The sequence below is a fragment of the Achromobacter dolens genome (assembly GCF_902859745.1).
GTDB lineage: Bacteria > Pseudomonadota > Gammaproteobacteria > Burkholderiales > Burkholderiaceae_B > Achromobacter > Achromobacter dolens.
In genome coordinates this window covers 101,860-117,377 of the sequence record NZ_CADIJW010000007.1, presented here as the reverse complement: position 1 = coordinate 117,377, position 15,518 = coordinate 101,860, and the positions used below count along the sequence as shown (strand labels likewise).

Here is a 15,518-nt window from a genome sequence, read left to right as displayed (position 1 = left end):
GCCCTATTAGAGCCCAAACCCGCCCGGCTTCAACTGCCCAGCGCGCTGGCCCACAGCCGCTGCACCCACGAGCGGCGCGCCGGACGCGGCCGGTTGCCGGTGTAGTTCTTCTGCGAGGCCTTGACCACGTTGCCGAACGGCGCGTCGTTGCGGTAGTCGTCGGGCGAATGGCCGGCGGCCAGCGCTTCCTGGTAGTAGCGATCGAACAGCTCGGCCAGGTCGGCACGGGCGTGCGTCACCACTTCGCCGTCGAACCAGTGCTGGCGGCCCTCTGCGCGCAGGCGCGGCATCGCGTAGCGGTGCGAGAACTGCGTGCCCATGTCGGAATAGTGGAGGATGCCGATCTCGTCGCGCGCCAGGTTTTCGCCATCGATGCTGTTGTAGCGGGCGTCCAGGTGCTGGACCAGGTGCGGCCGGTCGGCGAAGTAATGCTTCATCTCGCGATTGGCGTGGCGCTTGGCGCGCAGGACCTCGAGCGTGGGCAGATGGGCGCGCGCACGGGCGCAGTCCCACAGCGCCACGCATGAGCGCCAGCCGTCGCCGTCGCGACGGCCCGCGACGATGGCTTCGCCGTCCAGCGGCAGGTCCCAGATCTCGGCCAGGTCGCACAGCACCAGCATATCGGCGTCCATGTACAAGGCGCGGCCCTGGAAGCCGGCCGCGGCGGGGACGGCCCAGCGGAAAGCCGAGAATGGCGTCGACCATTTTTCGGTGCGCCAGCCGCGGCCACGCTCCGGATCGCAGTACCAGGGGCTGGCCGGGTCGCGCGACAGGCGCATCCAGGTGATCTCGACGGGGCGCGAGGCATGCTTGCGGGCACTGTAGTCCAGCACCATCATCTGCTCGAGATCGCAATCGTTGGGGTCGCAACCGACAAAGATCCTGATGGGGTCTTGCATGGTGTCTCCGTCTTCACAGGTCGTCGTGGCACGCCGAGCCCCGCTCTTCGGCGGACCTGAATTATTCCTGAATTGTAGACGGACTTGCCCGTGAAAAACGGGTTTGCGCGTTAGAACACCTGGATCAGCATGTGGATGCCGGCAATCAGCAACACCAGCAGCACGATGCGGTTGAACACCTCGACATTGACGCGGTGGTACAGGCGCCGGCCGAGCCCGGCGCCCACGAGCGTGCCGGGCAGCGCGCGCCAGGCCAGCGACATGACTTCGCCGGTGAGATAGCCCGATACCGCCTGCGACACTAGCGCCACCGCCAGGATCGACAGGTTGAAGGACTGGAACACCGCGCGCCGCTCGTCCTTGCCCCAGCCCTGCAACCCGGCCCACAGGGTCGGCAGCGGGCCGGACAGCCCGGCGATGCCGCCCAGCAGGCCGCCGCCCAGGCCCACCAGGCCGTCGGCGAGGCGGCTGGTGCGTGGCAGGCGATAGTGGCCGTTCAGCAGCAGCACGGTGCACAGCGTCATCAGCAGCAGTCCCAGGCCGCCCTGGAACAACCGCGGCGGCACGTGGGGCAGGATGGCCACGCCGACCGGGACGCCCAGCAGGCCGCCGGCGACGAAGGGCGCGGTCCGGCGCAGGTCGATGGCGTGCCAGATCGACGGCAGGGTCTGTACCTGCGAGACCACCGAACAGAGGATGACCAGCGGCGAGGCCAGCGCGGGCGGCAGCGTCAGCAGCCAGATCGGCAGGGCCGTCAGGCCGGTGCCGAAGCCGGTCAGGCCGGAGACCAGGCCGCCGGCCAGGGCACCGCCGGTGATGAGAAGCGGGTCGTAGGACATGCGAAGCGGTGAGGGCGGGGTGGGCGCATACTTGTAGCGCCGATCGCCGCCGCCGCAACCGTCCGCTTTGCCGATGTCCGCCCTACCAGTGTGGCGCGCGGGCGGCGCGGCTGGCGTCGATGCCACTAAAATTCCGGCAGACCCGTTCCGCGCTTTCCGCCATGACATCCGCCGCCGTCACCTGGCTGGTGCTGGACCGGCCCCTGGGCGATCTCGAAGGGCAGTTGTGCCGGGCCATTCGCGAACGCGTGCTGGCGGGCCGGCTCGGCGCTGGCGAAAAATTGCCGTCGACCCGCGCCCTGGCGCTGGCGTTGCGGGTCGCCCGATCGACCGTGGTGCAGGCCTATGACCGCCTGCGCGCGGAGGGCTATATCGAGACCGTGCGCGGCTCCGGCACCCGGGTCGCGGCGCGGCAGCCGCGGCCGCTGGCGGGGCCGCTCGACGCCCCGCCGCCGTCACCGCCGGCGCCGGCCGCGCGCAGCCTGCCGTTCCAGCCCGGCATTCCCGACCTCAGGAGCTTTCCGGCGGCGGCCTGGTCGCGCTGCGTCGCTGGCCGCATCAAGTCGCTGCGCGTGCATGACCTGGGCTACGGACCGGTGGCCGGCCTGCCGGCCCTGCGCAGCGCGATCCTGGCGCACGTCGGCGCGGCGCGCGGCGTGGTGGCGCAGGTTGACCAGGTGGTGATCCTGCCCTCGGTGGCGGCCGCGATCGATCTGCTGGCCCGTGTCGCGCTGACGCCGCAGGCGCCCGTGGCGTGGATCGAGGACCCGGGCTACCCGAAAGCGCGCGCCCTGCTGCAGCGGGCCGGGGCGCGGCTGGCGCCGGTGCCTTGCGATGACGCCGGCATCGATCCGGCCCGCGCCGCCGACGGCCCGCCGCGCCTGATCTACGTGACCCCGTCGCATCAGTGTCCCACCGGCGCCACCATGACCCTGCCGCGGCGCCTGGCGCTGCTGGAGGCGGCGCAACGCCACGACGCCTTCATCATCGAGGACGACTACGACAGCGAGTTCCGCTACGCCACGCGGCCGATCGCCGCGCTGCAGGGCATCGACAGCGGCCAGCGCGTGGCCTACCTCGGCACGTTCTCCAAGACCCTGGCGCCAGGGGTGCGGGTGGCCTACGCCATCCTGCCGCCGGCGCTGGTGGCGCCGTGCCTGGCCGACATGGCGCTGCGGCAGGGCGAGGTCTCGATCCACATCCAGGCCGGCCTGGCGGATTTCCTGGACGACGGCCATTTCCGCGGCCACATCCGCCGCATGCGCGCCGTCTACGCCGAACGCATGGACAACCTGGTGGGCGCGCTGACGCGGCATTGCGGGCGCTGGCTGCGGGTGGCGGACGGCGCCGGCGGCCTGAAGCTGGCGGTTCGGTTCCGCAACCCCGCCATCGACGACCGCCTGATGGTGCAGGCGCTGGCGCGGGCCGGCTACGGCGCCCGCACCTATTCGGAATTCTGCATGGTTGCGCCAGAGCCTGGGCTGGTCTTCGGCATCGGCCAGGCCACGCCGGCGCGCGCCGACGCGCTGGGGCATTGCCTGGCCGCCATCCTGCGCCAGGCGGCGGCCGACACCCGCTGACCGGGCAGCGTTGCACGCTGCGGACGCTTGCCGTCGTCGCGCCGCCGCCGGCGCCCAAACGGAATACAGTGCGCAACAGACCCCGCCGCGTCCTTGCGGCGGGAGAACACCACAAAGGGAGACAGCATGGATACGGCAGGGCAGACGGGCGCCAGCGTGCGCGAACGGGTCGGCGAGACGGAATGGCAGGTGCGCAAGGACCTGGCGGCGCTCTACCGGCTGGTGGCGTTGTTCGGTTGGGACGACCTGATCTTCACGCACATCACCGCCAAGGTGCCGGGCACCGAGCATTTCCTCATCAACCCCTACGGCATGATGTTCGACGAGATCACGGCGTCCAGCCTGGTCAAGATCGATCTGCACGGGCGCAAGGTGATGGAATCGGAGTACGACATCAATCCGGCGGGCTTCACCATCCATAGCTGTATCCACGCGGCCCGCAAGGACGCCATGTGCGTGCTGCACACGCACTCGATCAACGGCGTGGCGGTGTCGGCGCAGAAGGAAGGCCTGCTGCCGCTGTCGCAGTTCGCGTTCATCGTGCTGCGTTCGCTCGGCTATCACGACTACGAGGGCCTGGCGCTCAATCCCGAAGAGCAGCCGCGGCTGGTGCGCGACCTGGGCAGCAACAACTACCTGATCCTGCGCAATCACGGCCTGCTGACGGTGGGGCAAAGCATGGCCGAAGCGTTCCAGGCCATGCACCGGCTGGAAGCGGCCTGCATGGTGCAGGTGCGGGCGCAGGCGGGCGGCGAACTGACGTTCATTCCGCCCGAGGTGCTGGCGCGCGCCGCGGTGGAATCCCCGGCCGACCGCGCCCACAAGGCCGCGCTGGCCTGGCCGGGGCTGCTACGCCGGCTGGACCGGCGCAATCCGGGCTACGCCGACTGACGACCCCAACGGTCCGCCGCGTCTCGCCGGTGCGGCGGGGCGGGCGCGGCCAGGGTGGCCAATGCCCGCGCCTTATTTCTTCCCGGGCTGCGGTTCCAGGAACTCGGCGCAGTCCGGCACCGGCGTGGCCGGCTGGTAGACCGAGCCGTCTTCCTTCCACCTGTAGGTCACCGTGTAGCTGCACTGCTTGTCGGCCAGGGGCTGCAACTGCGCGGCCGTCGGCGCGGGCCGCTTGCTCGCGTCGGCGTAGCGGCTGGCGTCGGCCGGGCTGCGCGTGGCCTGGGTGGTGACCTGCAGGTCCGGGTACGGCTGCTGGCTGGGCAGGGCCTTCACCGTGGCGTCATAGCGGTAATAGTCCATGCAGTTGCCTTCGCGGCGTTTCTCGTCGGCCTCGTTGGCGCAGGCGCGGATCGCGGCCTTGGCGCTGTACGGCAGCAATTTCACCAGGCTCGACGACTTGTCTCCCAGGTCGACCGCGAACAGGTACAGGTCGCGGCGCGAGAAGCTGCCGCCGGGGAACTGGATCTCTTCCTTGTAGTCCGGCTCGTTGGGGCCGATCACGCCGACCAGCGCGCGTTCCTCGCTGAGGCGGATGAGGTGCGGCCAGACCGTGAAGCGCGTGAAGTTCGGGATGTCGGGCAGGTCCCAGAAGCGGTAGTCGGCGCGCAGGGTGCGGCTGGTGGCGAACGGGCCGTTATCCTCGAAGCCGCCGTCGACCTTGATTCCCACGCACCAGTCGGCCTGCTTGTTGCAGTAAAGCTGGTTTTGCGGGTTGAGCGTCAGGGGCTCGACATCTGGCTGCACCGCGGACGCGGCGGCGGGCAGGACGGCGCAGAGCAGCGCCGCAAGGGCTTTGTTCATCGTGGTTCCTAATGGGTCGGGAAAAGCGGTCGGGAAAAGCGGTCGGGAAAAGCGCCGGCGCATTGTGGCCCGATTCCTCCGGCAAAGCGTCACCAATTGTATAAGGCGGTGCGAAAGTTCCGCGTCGGGCGGCGCGTCAGCGCGGCCCCTGCGCGCGGTGCCGCAGGATCAGGTCGTGCAAGGCCTGGGCGGCCGGCGACAGGTGCGCGCCCTTGCGGCTGATGAGCGAAAAGGTGCGTCTCACCACCGGCGTGTGCAGCGACACCACGCGCAGCCCCGGATACGAACCGGCCTGCCAGGCCAGCCGCGGCGCCACGGCGATGCCGGCGCCGGCCGCCACCAGCCCGACGGCGGTTGAGCTGCGCTGCACTTCATAGAAGGCCGTCAGCCGCGGCGCCAGCTCGGCCAGCGCGTGATCGAGCAGCGGCCGGTTGTTGCTGCTGGCGCCGGGAAAGATCAGCCGGTGGCCCTCCAGCTTTTCCCAGGGCAGCGTGCGGCGGCGCGCCAGCGGATGGTCCTCGCGGCAGATCAGCACGAAGTCGTCCTGCAGCAGCGGGATGCTTCGCAGCGTGGGGGCGTGGGTCTCGGCGATGTTGATGCCGAACTCGGCCTCGCGCGTGAGCACCGCCTGGGCCACCGCGCCGGAAGAATGGTCCAGCACCTTGACGCGGTTCTGCGGATGCTCGGCGCTGTAGCGCTGCAGGATGTGCGGCAGGTAGTGCACGCCGATGGTCGGCACACAGGCCAGCGTCACGTCGCCGCGCTGGGCCTTGCCGGTTTCCCGGATCTCGGTGAGCGCCGCGGCCAGGTCGGCCAGCAGCCGCCGCGCCTGCGGCAGGAAGCTGTCGCCCGGCGGCGTCAGCGCCACCGAGCGGGTGGTGCGTTCCACCAGCCGCACGCCCAGGAACGATTCCAGGTTCTGCAGCCGCCGGCTCAGCGCGGTCTGGGTGATGCTGAGCTCGCCGGCGGCGCGGCGAAAGCTCTTGTGATCCGCGATCGCCACGAAGGCCTGCACGCCGAGCACGTCGATTTTCATGAGAAAAACGCATCAATTGACTAATTAATATCATTTTACGGTCGGCAACGCGGCGCTCACAATGCCCGCATCCTGGCAGGAGACAGACCATGAACATCACGATTCTGGACGACTATTTCGACACGCTGCGGGGCTTGCCCTGTTTCCGCAAACTCGACGGCCATGCCGTCACGGTCTGGAACGACCATGTGCAGGACGTGGACGCGCTGGCCGAGCGCCTGCGCGACACCGAGGCGCTGGTGCTGATCCGCGAACGCACCCAGATCCGCGCGCCGCTCATCGCGCGCCTGCCCAAGCTGCGGCTGATCAGCCAGCGCAGCGTCTATCCGCACATCGACGTCGACGCCTGCACCGCGCACGGCGTCATCCTGTCCTCGAACCAGCACGCCGGCACGCCGTCGTACGCGGCGGCGGAGCTGACCTGGGGCCTGGTGCTGGCCGGCATGCGGCGCATTCCGCAGGCGGTGCAACTGCTCAAGCAGGGCACCTGGCAGACCGGCATGGGCCGCACGCTGCGCGGCCGCACGCTCGGCATCTACGGCTATGGCCGCATCGGCGCCGAAGTGGCGCGCTACGGCGCCGCCTTTGGCATGAAGGTGCTGGTGTGGGCGCGCGAGGCCTCGCGCCAAAGGGCCCGCGACGACGGCTGGGACGTGGCGCCGGACAAGCAGGCGTTCTTCGAGACCTGTGACGTGCTGTCGCTGCACATGCGGCTGGTGCCGGACACGCGCGGCATCGTCACGGCGCAGGACCTGGCGCGCATGAAGCCGTCGGCATTGCTGGTGAACACCAGCCGCGCCGGCCTGATCGAGCCGGGCGCGCTGGCGCAGGCGCTGGCCGCGGGCCGGCCGGGCGCGGCGGCGGTGGACGTGTTCGAATCGGAACCGATGACCGATCCGCAACATCCGCTGCTGCAGTTGCCCAACGCGATCTGCACGCCGCACATCGGCTACGTCACCGAGGACGAATACGAGACCCAGTTTTCGGACGTTTTCGATCAGATCGTCGCCTACGCCGCCGGCAAGCCGATCCATGTGATCAATCCCGCTGTGCTGGCTTGACATCCGCTCGGCCGACGCGCGCCGGAGCCGTTGTCCGCGAGCGGCGGCAACAATCGGTGGAATAATAGGGACAATGAACACAACCAAAGCGGAAACACGCATGGATATCGGATTCATCGGCCTGGGCGTCATGGGCACGCCGATGGCGCTCAACCTTGCCCGCGCCGGCACGCCGCTGGTGGTCTGGAGCCGTTCCCCCGGCGGCTATGACGCGCTGCGCGCCGCGGGCGCGCGCGTGGCCGACAGCGCCGGCCAGGTGTACGCGCAATGCCGCACCGTCATCCTGATGCTCGCCAACGACGCGGCCATCGACACGGTGCTGGCGCGCGGCACGGACGACTTCGCCGCGCGAGTGCGCGACCACGTGATCGTCAACATGGGCACCACATCGGCCGACTTTTCGCGCCAACTGGGCGCGGACATCGAGGCGGCCGGCGGGCGCTACGTCGAGGCGCCGGTGTCGGGCTCGCGCAAGCCGGCCGAAGCCGGGCAACTGGTGGTGATGCTGGCCGGCCATGACGACGACGTCGCAGCCGTGCGCGAACTGGTGCGGCCGCTGTGCCGCGACAGTTTCGTCTGTGGCGCGGTGCCGTCCGCGCTCGTCATGAAGCTGTCGGTCAACCTGTTCCTGATCACCATGGTCACGGGCCTGACCGAGTCGGTGCATTTCGCCGAGCGTCACGGCATCGACCTGGCCCTGTTCGCCGAGGTGCTGAACGCCGGACCGATGGCCAGCGACGTGTCGCGCGTCAAGCTTGGCAAGCTGGTGACGCAGGACTTTTCCGTGCAGGCGGCGATCACCGACGTGCTCAAGAACAGCCGCCTGGTGGCCGAGGCCGCGCGCGGCGCCGGCATCGCCTCGCCGCTGCTGGATGCCAGCCACGCGCTGTACGGCGAGACCGAGGCCCAGGGCTTGGGCGCGTCCGACATGGTGGCGGTGATCCGCGCCATCGAGCGGCGCACCGACGCCGGCTGACGGCTGCCAACCTTTCTTCTTTTCTTTCCGTAGCACCATGATCACCCTGAGAACCTCCACTCCCGCCGACGGCGAACGCGTCGTCGACATCTGGCGCCGCGCCGTCGATGCCACCCACGACTTCCTGTCGCCGCAGGACCGCCATGACATCGAGGCCGAGGTGGTGGGCTTCCTGCCCGCCGCCACGCTCGATCTGGCCGTGGATGCGAACGACCGCGCGCTGGCGTTCATGCTGCTCGACGGCAGCCACATGGAAGCGCTGTTCGTCGACCCCGCCGCGCGCGGCACGGGCGTCGGGCGCGCGCTGGTCGAGGACGCGCTGCGGCGCCATCCCGGCCTGAGCACCGACGTCAACGAGCAGAACGCGCAGGCGATCGGCTTCTATGAACGGCTGGGCTTCGAGCGCACCGGGCGTTCCGAGCGCGATGGCCAGGGACGGGCGTATCCGCTGATCCATCTGCGTCATCGCGGCGACGCGCCGGCATGAGCCCGGTCTTCAAGTCCGGGCGCCACGCCGAGGCCGTGCGCCAGGCCTATGCCGCGGCGCTGGCCCATTGGCCGGCCGATGTGCGGCGAGTGACGGTGCCGACGCCGGCCGGCGACACCCATGTGCTGGTGTGCGGCCGCGAGGACGCACCGCCCCTGGTGCTGCTGCATGGCGCGCAGAGCACGGCCGCCAGTTGGCAGCGGCAGGCCGCGGCCTGGGCGCCGCATTTCCGCATTTACGCGATCGACCTGATCGGCGAGGCAGGCCCGAGCGCGCCGGCGCGGCTGCCGCTGGCGAGCGATGCGCACGCGGCCTGGCTGGAGGCCGTGCTCGATGGACTGGGCGTGGCGCGCGCGGCGTGCTTCGGCATTTCGCTGGGCGCGTGGCTGGCGCTGGACTTCGCCGTGCGGCGGCCGGCGCGGGTCGAGCGGTTGGCGCTGTTGTGCCCGTCCGGCATCGGCCGGCAGAAGCACATCCTGCCGTGGGTCCTGCCATTGCTGCTGCTGGGACCCGCGGGCCGCGCGCTGGTGCGCCGCCGCATCATCGGGCCGCTGCCGGCCGATCCGACGCCCGCTGATCGGGCTCAGTTTGGGTTGATGCACGCTATCAATCGCGGTTTCCGCTCGCGCTTCGGCGCCATTCCCGTCTTTGACGATGAGGCGCTGCGTCAGTTGGCGCAGCCGCTGTACGTGGCGGTGGGCGGGCGCGACGTGATGCTCGATTCGCAAGATACCTGCGAACGCCTGCGCCGCCTGGCGCCGCGCGCGCAGGTGACGCTGCTGCCGCGTGAGCGGCATTTCATCCGGGGACAGGACGACGCGGTGCTGGCGTTCCTGCGGGCGGCCTAGGGCCTGTTCACACGATAAGTAGCCTCGCACAGGCCGGCAATCGGGCGCCAGGCGCGGTCGCCGCACCGGGGGCGACCGCGCCGTCAGCGTGGCGCGCCCGGCGTCTCGGCCCGCAGCGGCGGCGGCTCGAAGGCCCGCACCGCCGGCGCCTCGCCGTGCCAGCGTTCCACCTGCACCAGCGCCGACAGCGCGCTCGGGCCCTGCGCCAGTCGCGACGTGCCCACGTCCACCGTCAGCACGTTGGGATTGCCATGACGCTCCAGCGTGTCGTCCTGTGGATCGAACCAGGCGCCCGTGGGCATCACCACCACGCCGCGCAGCAGGTCGGCGCTGAGTTGCGCGCCGCCGAGGCAGGCGCCGCGATCATTGAAAAGGCGCACCACATCGCCCTGCGCGATGCCGCGTTCGGCGGCGTCGTCGGGATGCAGCAGCACCGCCTCGCGCCCGGCGACCTTGTTGGCGCGGGTGGCCGGCGCCGGGTCGAGCTGCGAGTGCAGCCGGTCGGCGGGCTGGCAGGTGACCAGGTGCAGCGGCCAGCGCGCGGCGCGCTCGGCGCCCAGCCATTCCACCGGCGGCAGCCAGGCCGGATGCGGCGGACAGTCGTCGTAGCCGAATTCGGCGATGGCCGCGCTGTGCAGTTCGAGCCGGCCGGAACGGGTCTTGAGCGGATGCGCGGCGGGGTCTGCGCGGAACTGCTCGAACAGCACGAAGTCGCGCGCCGGCGGCGGCAGCGCGACGTGGCCGCGTTCCCAGAATTCGTCGAAGGCCGGCAGCGTCAGTTGCGCCGCTTCCCAGGCCGGCCGCATCTGTTCGTAGATGTGGCGGATCCAGGTCATTTCGTCGCGGCCTTCGGTGAAGGCGTGCTCGAAGCCGCCGCGCGCGGCCAGTTCGCGGTAGATGTCGAAGTCGTTGCGGCTGTGGCCCACCGGCGCCAGCGCCTGCCGCATCGCCAGCAGGTAACGGTCGCGTGACGAGCCGCCGATGTCGTTGCGTTCCAGCGTGGTGGTGGCCGGCAGCACGATGTCGGCGCGGCGCGCGGTCGGCGTCCACCATGGCTCGTGCACGATGATGGTCTCGGGCCGCGCCCAGGCCCGCATCAGCCGGTTCAGGTCCTGGTGGTGATGGAACGGATTGCCGCCGGCCCAGTAGACCAGGCGGATGTCCGGATAGATGCCGGTCCTGCCGTTGAACTCGTACGGCTCGCCCGGCCGCAGCAGCATGTCGGTCAGGCGCGCCACCGGGATCGACACGCCGGCAGGATTGCGGCCCGCGCGCATCTCCGGCGCGGGCAGGTCGGGGCGCGGATTGCCGGCGCCGTTCATCGAGCCATGGCCGAAGGCGAAACCGCCGCCAGGCAGGCCGATCTGGCCCAGCAGGGCGGCCAGCGCCACGCTGCCCCAGTAAGGCTGTTCGCCGCGATGGCCGCGCTGCAGCGACCACGAGCACGACAGCAGCGTGCGGGTGCCGGCCGCGTCCCGCGCCAGCGCGCGGATGGTATCGGCCGGCACGCCGCAGATGCGCGCGGCCCAGGCAGCGTCCTTGGGCTGGCCGTCGGCGCGGCCCAGCAGGTAGTCGGCGTACTGCTCGAAGCCATTGCAGCAGCGGGCCAGGAAGTCGCGGTCGTGGCGGCCCTCGGCCAGCAGGGTGTGGGCCATGCCCAGCATCATCGCGGCATCGGTGTTGGGACGGATGGGGATCCATTCGGCCGCCAGCGCCGCCGGCGCGTCGCCGCGCGTGGGGCTGACCACCACGGTGCGTATGCCGGCCTGGCGCGCCCGCGCCAGCCAGCCGGGGGCGCTGTGGTCGCCCGCGCCGCCCGAGGCGATCTGGGTGTTGCGCAGCGGGATGCCGCCGAACGCGATCAGCAGCCGGGTGTGCCCGACCACGCTGTTCCAGTCGGTGATGCGGCCGGTCACGGGCGCGTAGGTGCCGATGATGTGCGGCAGCAGGAATTGCGCCGCGCCCCAACTGTAGTTGCCCGACTGGTCGACGCAGCCGCCGCCGGCGTACAGGAAGCGGTGTGTCAGCGTGCGGGCGTGGTGCAGCCGTCCGGCGGAGGACCAGCCATACGAGCCGCCGAAGATGGCGGTCGGGCCATGCTGCGCGCGCACCCGTTGCAATTCGTCGTGCACCAGCGCCAGCGCGGTGTCCCAATCGACCTCCACATAGCCGTCGACGCCACGCAGCTCGGGCGCGCCGCGATGCCTGAGCCAACTGGCGCGCACGGCGGGGCGGGCGATGCGCAGCGGCGAATGCACCATATCGGGCATCGTGTGGATAAGCGGGGACGGGGCCTGGTCATGCGCGAACGGCTCACAGCCCACGACACGGCCTTCGCGCACCAGCGCGGTGTACGCGCCCCAGTGGGACAGGGACGGATAACGAAAGATCGCTTCGGACATGCGGGGGGCGCCGTGAAAAGCGTATTGTTATGGAAATCTTCATAACTTAACGGCATTGCCTTAGAAATTCTTTGTCTTTCAGGCCCTGCAAAAGTGTGGAAAATAGAAAAATTTTCGGGGCCGCTCTTCCTATACTGCGAAAGCAACAAGGGGAATGGTCAGGTGCAGGCGCCAACGACCGCGCGCCAACCTGGCCTTTTTTGATTGGGCAGTCCTTCCGCATGTGGAGCAGGTCATGAGCAAAATGAAAATCCAGGGGTCCTTCGTCGCCATCGTCACGCCGTTCAATCGCGACGGCAGCGTCGATTTCAGCGCCTTCCGCACTCTGTTGAAGTTCCAGGAAGACAACGGCACCGCCGCCGTGCTGATCATGGGCTCCACGGGAGAGGTCTCGATGCTGTCGCCCGAAGAGCGGCGCCAGGTGATCGTCGAGACGGCCAAGATGAAGACCGGCAAGATGAAGCTGTTCTACGGCTGCACCGGCAACAACACCGACTCCACCATCGACTACCTGAAGTTCGCGCACGCCAACGGCGCCGACGGCGCGATCCTGGCCGCGCCCGCCTACATCTGCGCATCCGAGGCCGACACCGAGGCCTATTTCCTCGAAGTGGCCGACGCCACCGACCTGCCCCTGGGCATCTACAACAACCCGCCGCGGGTCAAGAGCGACCTGCATTGGGACCAACTGCTGCGCATCTTCAAGCACCCCAACTACGTGGTGCACAAGGAATCGACCACCCGCGTCGGCCAGGTGGCGCAGGTGCTGCGCGGCCGTCCCGACGTGTCGGTGATGTGCTGCGACTCGCCCAACCTGGGCCTGGTCGTGCCCACCATGAGCCTGGGCGGCCACGGCACCGCCAACATGACCGGCAACATCGCGCCCGCGGAGATGGCCGACATCTCGCGTCCGTGGGACACGCCGGACGTGTCGGTCAGCTTCCGCGAAGGCTACCTGGGCCTGCTGCCGATGCTGCACTACTCGTATTCGGCCATCAACCCGGTCGCCATCAAGTCGCTGATGAAGGCGGTGGGCCTGCCGGTCGGCGACCTGCGCCGGCCGCTGCGCGGCCTGGAGGGCGACGCGCTGGCCAAGGGCCTGCGCATCGTGCGCGAGCTGGGGCTGGACGCCAAGTACGGCTTCAGCTCCGCCCAGCTCAAGGCGGCCTGATTCCCCTGTTCCGGCGGCAATAGCCGCCGGATGCATTTTGACGATCCACGACATGGCGGCCGCGAGCGTCGCGGCCGGTGGCGTGGTCGGCCCCTGCGCGTCCGGAATGGACGCGCCATCGCCAAGAGAGACCCATCATGTTCCGTTCGCCGTCCCGTCCCGCGCCGTTCACCCGGCTGCTCGCCACCGCCTTGACGGTCGTGGGCGTCACCTGCGGCGCCAGCGCGCTGGCCGCCGATGCCGCCGGCTATCCGCAACGCCCGATCACGCTGGTGGTGCCGCATCCGCCGGGCGGCTCGGTCGACGGCGTGGCCCGCCTGTATGCCGAGCAACTGGGCAAGGAGCTGGGCCAGTCGATCGTGGTGGAAAACCGCGCCGGCGCCTCGGGCATGATCGGCGCGGCCTACGTCGCGCGGGCCGCGCCGGACGGCTACACGCTGTACCTGAACGCGTCCATCCACGCCATCAATCCGCTGCTGTACAAAAAGACCATCAAGTTCGACTCGGTCAAGGATTTCACGCCGATCAGCGAACTGGCGCAGGGCGCGCTGATCTTCAGCGTCTATCCCAAGGTGCCGGCCGAGAACGTGGGCGACCTGGTCAAGCTGCTCAAGGCCGAACCGCAGAAGTACTCCTTCGCCACTTCCGGCTTCGGCTCGGCCGGGCACCTGGCCGCGGCCTCGTTCCTGCATGACAACGGCCTGGACCAGATCCCCATCGTGCTCTATCGCGGCGGCGGTCCGGCGCTGTCCGATCTGGTCGGCGGCCAGGTGCAGGGCCTGATCGATCCGATGCTGTCGTCGCTGCCGATGGTGCGCGCCGGCAAGCTCAAGGCGCTGGCCGTGACCGGCGCCGCACGCAGTCCGCTGCTGCCCGATCTGGCGACCATGAAGGAGCAGGGCCAGAAGAACTTCGAGTTCTATTCCTGGTATGGCGTGTGGGGCCCGGCCAAGCTGCCCGAGCCGGTGCTGCGCAAGCTGGAGGCGGCTTCGGCCAAGGTGATGGCCAATCCCAGGATCGTCGAGCAGCTCAATGGCCTGGGGTTCGAACCGTCGGTGAAGAATTCGGCGGCCTTCGCCAAGTTCATCGACGCCGAGATGAAGCGCTACCAGGTCATCATCGACCAGGCCAACATCCGCATCACCGAATGACGCGAACCACTGATCCGGCCCCCGCGCCGCGGGGGCCGTGGCGTCAGGGCGCGGTCACGCGCGGCTTGAGCGTCGCGGCCAGCGCCACCAGCAGCAACAGGCTGGCGGCCACCACATAAGGCATCCAGGGGCGCACGCCATACAGCAGCGTGCATACCAGCGGCGCCACCACCATCGCCATGCCCTGCACCGCGATCACCGAGCCGGCGGCGATGCCTTGCTCGTCGGCGGTCACGGCATTGGCCGCCAAGGTCTGGATCGAGGGGAACACCAGGCCCATGCCGGCCGCCATGACGGCGTAGCACGCCACCAGCCCCGCGGTGCCGCCCAGCACCGGCACCAGCAGGAAGCCGATGCCCGACAGCAGCGCGCCGCCCGCCAGGCAGCGCGCCGCGTTCATCCGGCGCGCCTTGGCCAGCCCCACCTGCACCAGGATCAGCATGACGCCGACGGTGGTCATGGCCCAGCCCGCCGTCCGCGCGGCCGGGCCGGGCGCCTGGCGCAGCGCGTCCATGGCGTAGAAGCCGACGATCATCTGCGCGGTGATGACCGCGCCCATGGCCAGCAGCATCGCGGCCAGCGGCAGGCGCAAGCGCCTGTCGCTCAGTTTCAGCGGCGGCGTGGCGCGCGGTTCGTGCGCGGCATCGGACGGCAGCTTCGCGGCCAGCCACAGCGTGCCCAGCAGCGGCAGCGCGGCGGCGATGTAGAGCGGCAGGGTCAGGCTGTCCTTGACCAGCAGGCCGCCGATGGCCGGCCCCAGCACCATGCCCAGGCCGTTGGCCGCGCCCAGCCTGGCCATCATGGCGCCGCGTTGGTCCGGCGCGGTGATGTCGGCGATGCGAGCCGCGCTGACGGTGGGCATGGCGGCGTAGAAGGCGCCGATCAGCGCGCGCAGCGCCATCAGGGCCAGCAGCGCCAGCCACACCGGCGGCGGCTCGCGCAGCATCAGGTCCAGGCCCACGGCCAGCAGCAAGTAGCTGACGATATAGCCGGCGGCGGCGCGCAGCAGCACGCGGCGGCGGCCGATGCGGTCGCTGCGGCCGCCCCAATAGCGCGCCATCAACATCCACAGCACGCCGGCCACGGTGACCACCAGGCCGCCATGCCATTCGGCCAGCCGCAGGCCGCGCACCACCGGGCCGATCACGGGCATGAAGGCCATGATTGCGGTCAGGCACAAGGTGTTGAAGACGAACAGGGCGGCGGCCTCGTTCGGGCGGCGGGCGGTGTCTGGCAAAGGCGGCATGGGAGGCTTGATGCGGATGAAAATTGTTATCATCAAGGCCAGGCGGCGGCCGCGCTAGCGAATCCGCGCC

At 69.9% G+C, this 15,518-nt stretch carries 14 protein-coding genes; 8 read left to right on the top strand and 6 right to left on the bottom strand.

Features of this window, described 5'->3' with window-relative positions:
* Nucleotides 1-29 precede the first annotated feature (29 nt).
* Nucleotides 30-899 (bottom strand): glycosyltransferase family protein, encoded by an 870-nt coding sequence (locus tag HV783_RS08500; protein ID WP_064525898.1) that lies wholly within the window; start codon nt 897-899, stop codon nt 30-32.
* Between the two features lie 110 nt (nt 900-1,009).
* A complete protein-coding gene (locus HV783_RS08495; protein WP_175188970.1) occupies nt 1,010-1,738 on the bottom strand; it encodes a sulfite exporter TauE/SafE family protein in 729 nt (242 codons plus the stop codon).
* A 161-nt stretch (nt 1,739-1,899) separates the two neighbouring features.
* On the opposite strand from HV783_RS08495, the gene pdxR reads away from it, so the two are divergent.
* Nucleotides 1,900-3,318 carry a MocR-like pyridoxine biosynthesis transcription factor PdxR gene (pdxR, locus tag HV783_RS08490; RefSeq protein WP_175188969.1) on the top strand — a complete coding sequence of 473 codons (1,419 nt, stop codon included), beginning with the start codon at nt 1,900-1,902 and terminating at the stop codon, nt 3,316-3,318.
* 126 nt (nt 3,319-3,444) lie between these two features.
* Nucleotides 3,445-4,209: a class II aldolase/adducin family protein gene (locus HV783_RS08485; RefSeq protein ID WP_116793682.1), complete on the top strand. Its 765-nt coding sequence runs from the start codon at nt 3,445-3,447 to the stop codon at nt 4,207-4,209.
* Nucleotides 4,210-4,281: 72 nt separating this feature from the next.
* Here HV783_RS08485 and HV783_RS08480 read toward each other — a convergent pair whose 3' ends face one another.
* Together HV783_RS08480 and HV783_RS08475 are read right to left on the bottom strand one after the other, a co-directional pair.
* Nucleotides 4,282-5,070, bottom strand: a complete 789-nt coding sequence (locus tag HV783_RS08480) for a hypothetical protein (RefSeq protein ID WP_144655437.1) — start codon at nt 5,068-5,070, stop codon at nt 4,282-4,284.
* 136 nt (nt 5,071-5,206) lie between these two features.
* Nucleotides 5,207-6,106 carry a LysR family transcriptional regulator gene (locus tag HV783_RS08475; RefSeq protein WP_006386038.1) on the bottom strand — a complete coding sequence of 300 codons (900 nt, stop codon included), beginning with the start codon at nt 6,104-6,106 and terminating at the stop codon, nt 5,207-5,209.
* 89 nt (nt 6,107-6,195) lie between these two features.
* Here HV783_RS08475 and HV783_RS08470 point away from each other — a divergent pair, with 89 nt between their 5' ends.
* From HV783_RS08470 to HV783_RS08455, 4 genes are all read left to right on the top strand, one after another.
* Complete coding sequence (locus tag HV783_RS08470; protein ID WP_054428764.1) at nt 6,196-7,167, top strand: D-2-hydroxyacid dehydrogenase family protein; 972 nt, start codon at nt 6,196-6,198, stop codon at nt 7,165-7,167.
* 100 nt (nt 7,168-7,267) lie between these two features.
* Nucleotides 7,268-8,143: an NAD(P)-dependent oxidoreductase gene (locus HV783_RS08465; RefSeq protein ID WP_054500818.1), complete on the top strand. Its 876-nt coding sequence runs from the start codon at nt 7,268-7,270 to the stop codon at nt 8,141-8,143.
* Nucleotides 8,144-8,180: 37 nt separating this feature from the next.
* Entirely contained in the window at nt 8,181-8,630 is a 450-nt protein-coding gene (locus tag HV783_RS08460; protein WP_049075936.1) for an acetyltransferase, read from the top strand.
* Nucleotides 8,627-9,478 (top strand): alpha/beta fold hydrolase, encoded by an 852-nt coding sequence (locus HV783_RS08455; protein ID WP_175188968.1) that lies wholly within the window; start codon nt 8,627-8,629, stop codon nt 9,476-9,478. The genes HV783_RS08460 and HV783_RS08455 overlap by 4 nt, the downstream gene beginning before the upstream one ends.
* An 83-nt stretch (nt 9,479-9,561) precedes the next feature.
* On the opposite strand, the gene HV783_RS08450 is transcribed toward HV783_RS08455, so the two are convergent.
* Nucleotides 9,562-11,880, bottom strand: a complete 2,319-nt coding sequence (locus HV783_RS08450) for a molybdopterin-dependent oxidoreductase (RefSeq protein ID WP_175142633.1) — start codon at nt 11,878-11,880, stop codon at nt 9,562-9,564.
* 235 nt (nt 11,881-12,115) lie between these two features.
* Between HV783_RS08450 and HV783_RS08445 the strand changes: the two genes are divergently transcribed.
* Together HV783_RS08445 and HV783_RS08440 are read left to right on the top strand one after the other, a co-directional pair.
* A complete protein-coding gene (locus tag HV783_RS08445; protein WP_054500822.1) occupies nt 12,116-13,051 on the top strand; it encodes a 4-hydroxy-tetrahydrodipicolinate synthase family protein in 936 nt (311 codons plus the stop codon).
* A gap of 137 nt (nt 13,052-13,188) precedes the next feature.
* Nucleotides 13,189-14,202 carry a Bug family tripartite tricarboxylate transporter substrate binding protein gene (locus tag HV783_RS08440; RefSeq protein ID WP_054500823.1) on the top strand — a complete coding sequence of 338 codons (1,014 nt, stop codon included), beginning with the start codon at nt 13,189-13,191 and terminating at the stop codon, nt 14,200-14,202.
* A 43-nt stretch (nt 14,203-14,245) separates the two neighbouring features.
* On the opposite strand, the gene HV783_RS08435 is transcribed toward HV783_RS08440, so the two are convergent.
* Nucleotides 14,246-15,448 carry an MFS transporter gene (locus tag HV783_RS08435; protein WP_254603848.1) on the bottom strand — a complete coding sequence of 401 codons (1,203 nt, stop codon included), beginning with the start codon at nt 15,446-15,448 and terminating at the stop codon, nt 14,246-14,248.
* Nucleotides 15,449-15,518: the final 70 nt, after the last annotated feature.

Excerpts from the sequence above, each read along its gene's own strand:
- HV783_RS08445 (WP_054500822.1), top strand. The coding sequence starts at position 12,116 with ATGAGCAAAATGAAAATCCAGGGGTCCTTCGTCGCCATCGTCACGCCG.
- HV783_RS08500 (WP_064525898.1), bottom strand. The coding sequence starts at position 899 with ATGCAAGACCCCATCAGGATCTTTGTCGGTTGCGACCCCAACGATTGC.
- pdxR (WP_175188969.1), top strand. The coding sequence starts at position 1,900 with ATGACATCCGCCGCCGTCACCTGGCTGGTGCTGGACCGGCCCCTGGGC.
- HV783_RS08455 (WP_175188968.1), top strand. The coding sequence starts at position 8,627 with ATGAGCCCGGTCTTCAAGTCCGGGCGCCACGCCGAGGCCGTGCGCCAG.
- HV783_RS08480 (WP_144655437.1), bottom strand. The coding sequence starts at position 5,070 with ATGAACAAAGCCCTTGCGGCGCTGCTCTGCGCCGTCCTGCCCGCCGCC.
- HV783_RS08465 (WP_054500818.1), top strand. The coding sequence starts at position 7,268 with ATGGATATCGGATTCATCGGCCTGGGCGTCATGGGCACGCCGATGGCG.
- HV783_RS08495 (WP_175188970.1), bottom strand. The coding sequence starts at position 1,738 with ATGTCCTACGACCCGCTTCTCATCACCGGCGGTGCCCTGGCCGGCGGC.
- HV783_RS08440 (WP_054500823.1), top strand. The coding sequence starts at position 13,189 with ATGTTCCGTTCGCCGTCCCGTCCCGCGCCGTTCACCCGGCTGCTCGCC.
- HV783_RS08485 (WP_116793682.1), top strand. The coding sequence starts at position 3,445 with ATGGATACGGCAGGGCAGACGGGCGCCAGCGTGCGCGAACGGGTCGGC.
- HV783_RS08435 (WP_254603848.1), bottom strand. The coding sequence starts at position 15,448 with ATGCCGCCTTTGCCAGACACCGCCCGCCGCCCGAACGAGGCCGCCGCC.
- HV783_RS08450 (WP_175142633.1), bottom strand. The coding sequence starts at position 11,880 with ATGTCCGAAGCGATCTTTCGTTATCCGTCCCTGTCCCACTGGGGCGCG.
- HV783_RS08460 (WP_049075936.1), top strand. The coding sequence starts at position 8,181 with ATGATCACCCTGAGAACCTCCACTCCCGCCGACGGCGAACGCGTCGTC.
- HV783_RS08475 (WP_006386038.1), bottom strand. The coding sequence starts at position 6,106 with ATGAAAATCGACGTGCTCGGCGTGCAGGCCTTCGTGGCGATCGCGGAT.
- HV783_RS08470 (WP_054428764.1), top strand. The coding sequence starts at position 6,196 with ATGAACATCACGATTCTGGACGACTATTTCGACACGCTGCGGGGCTTG.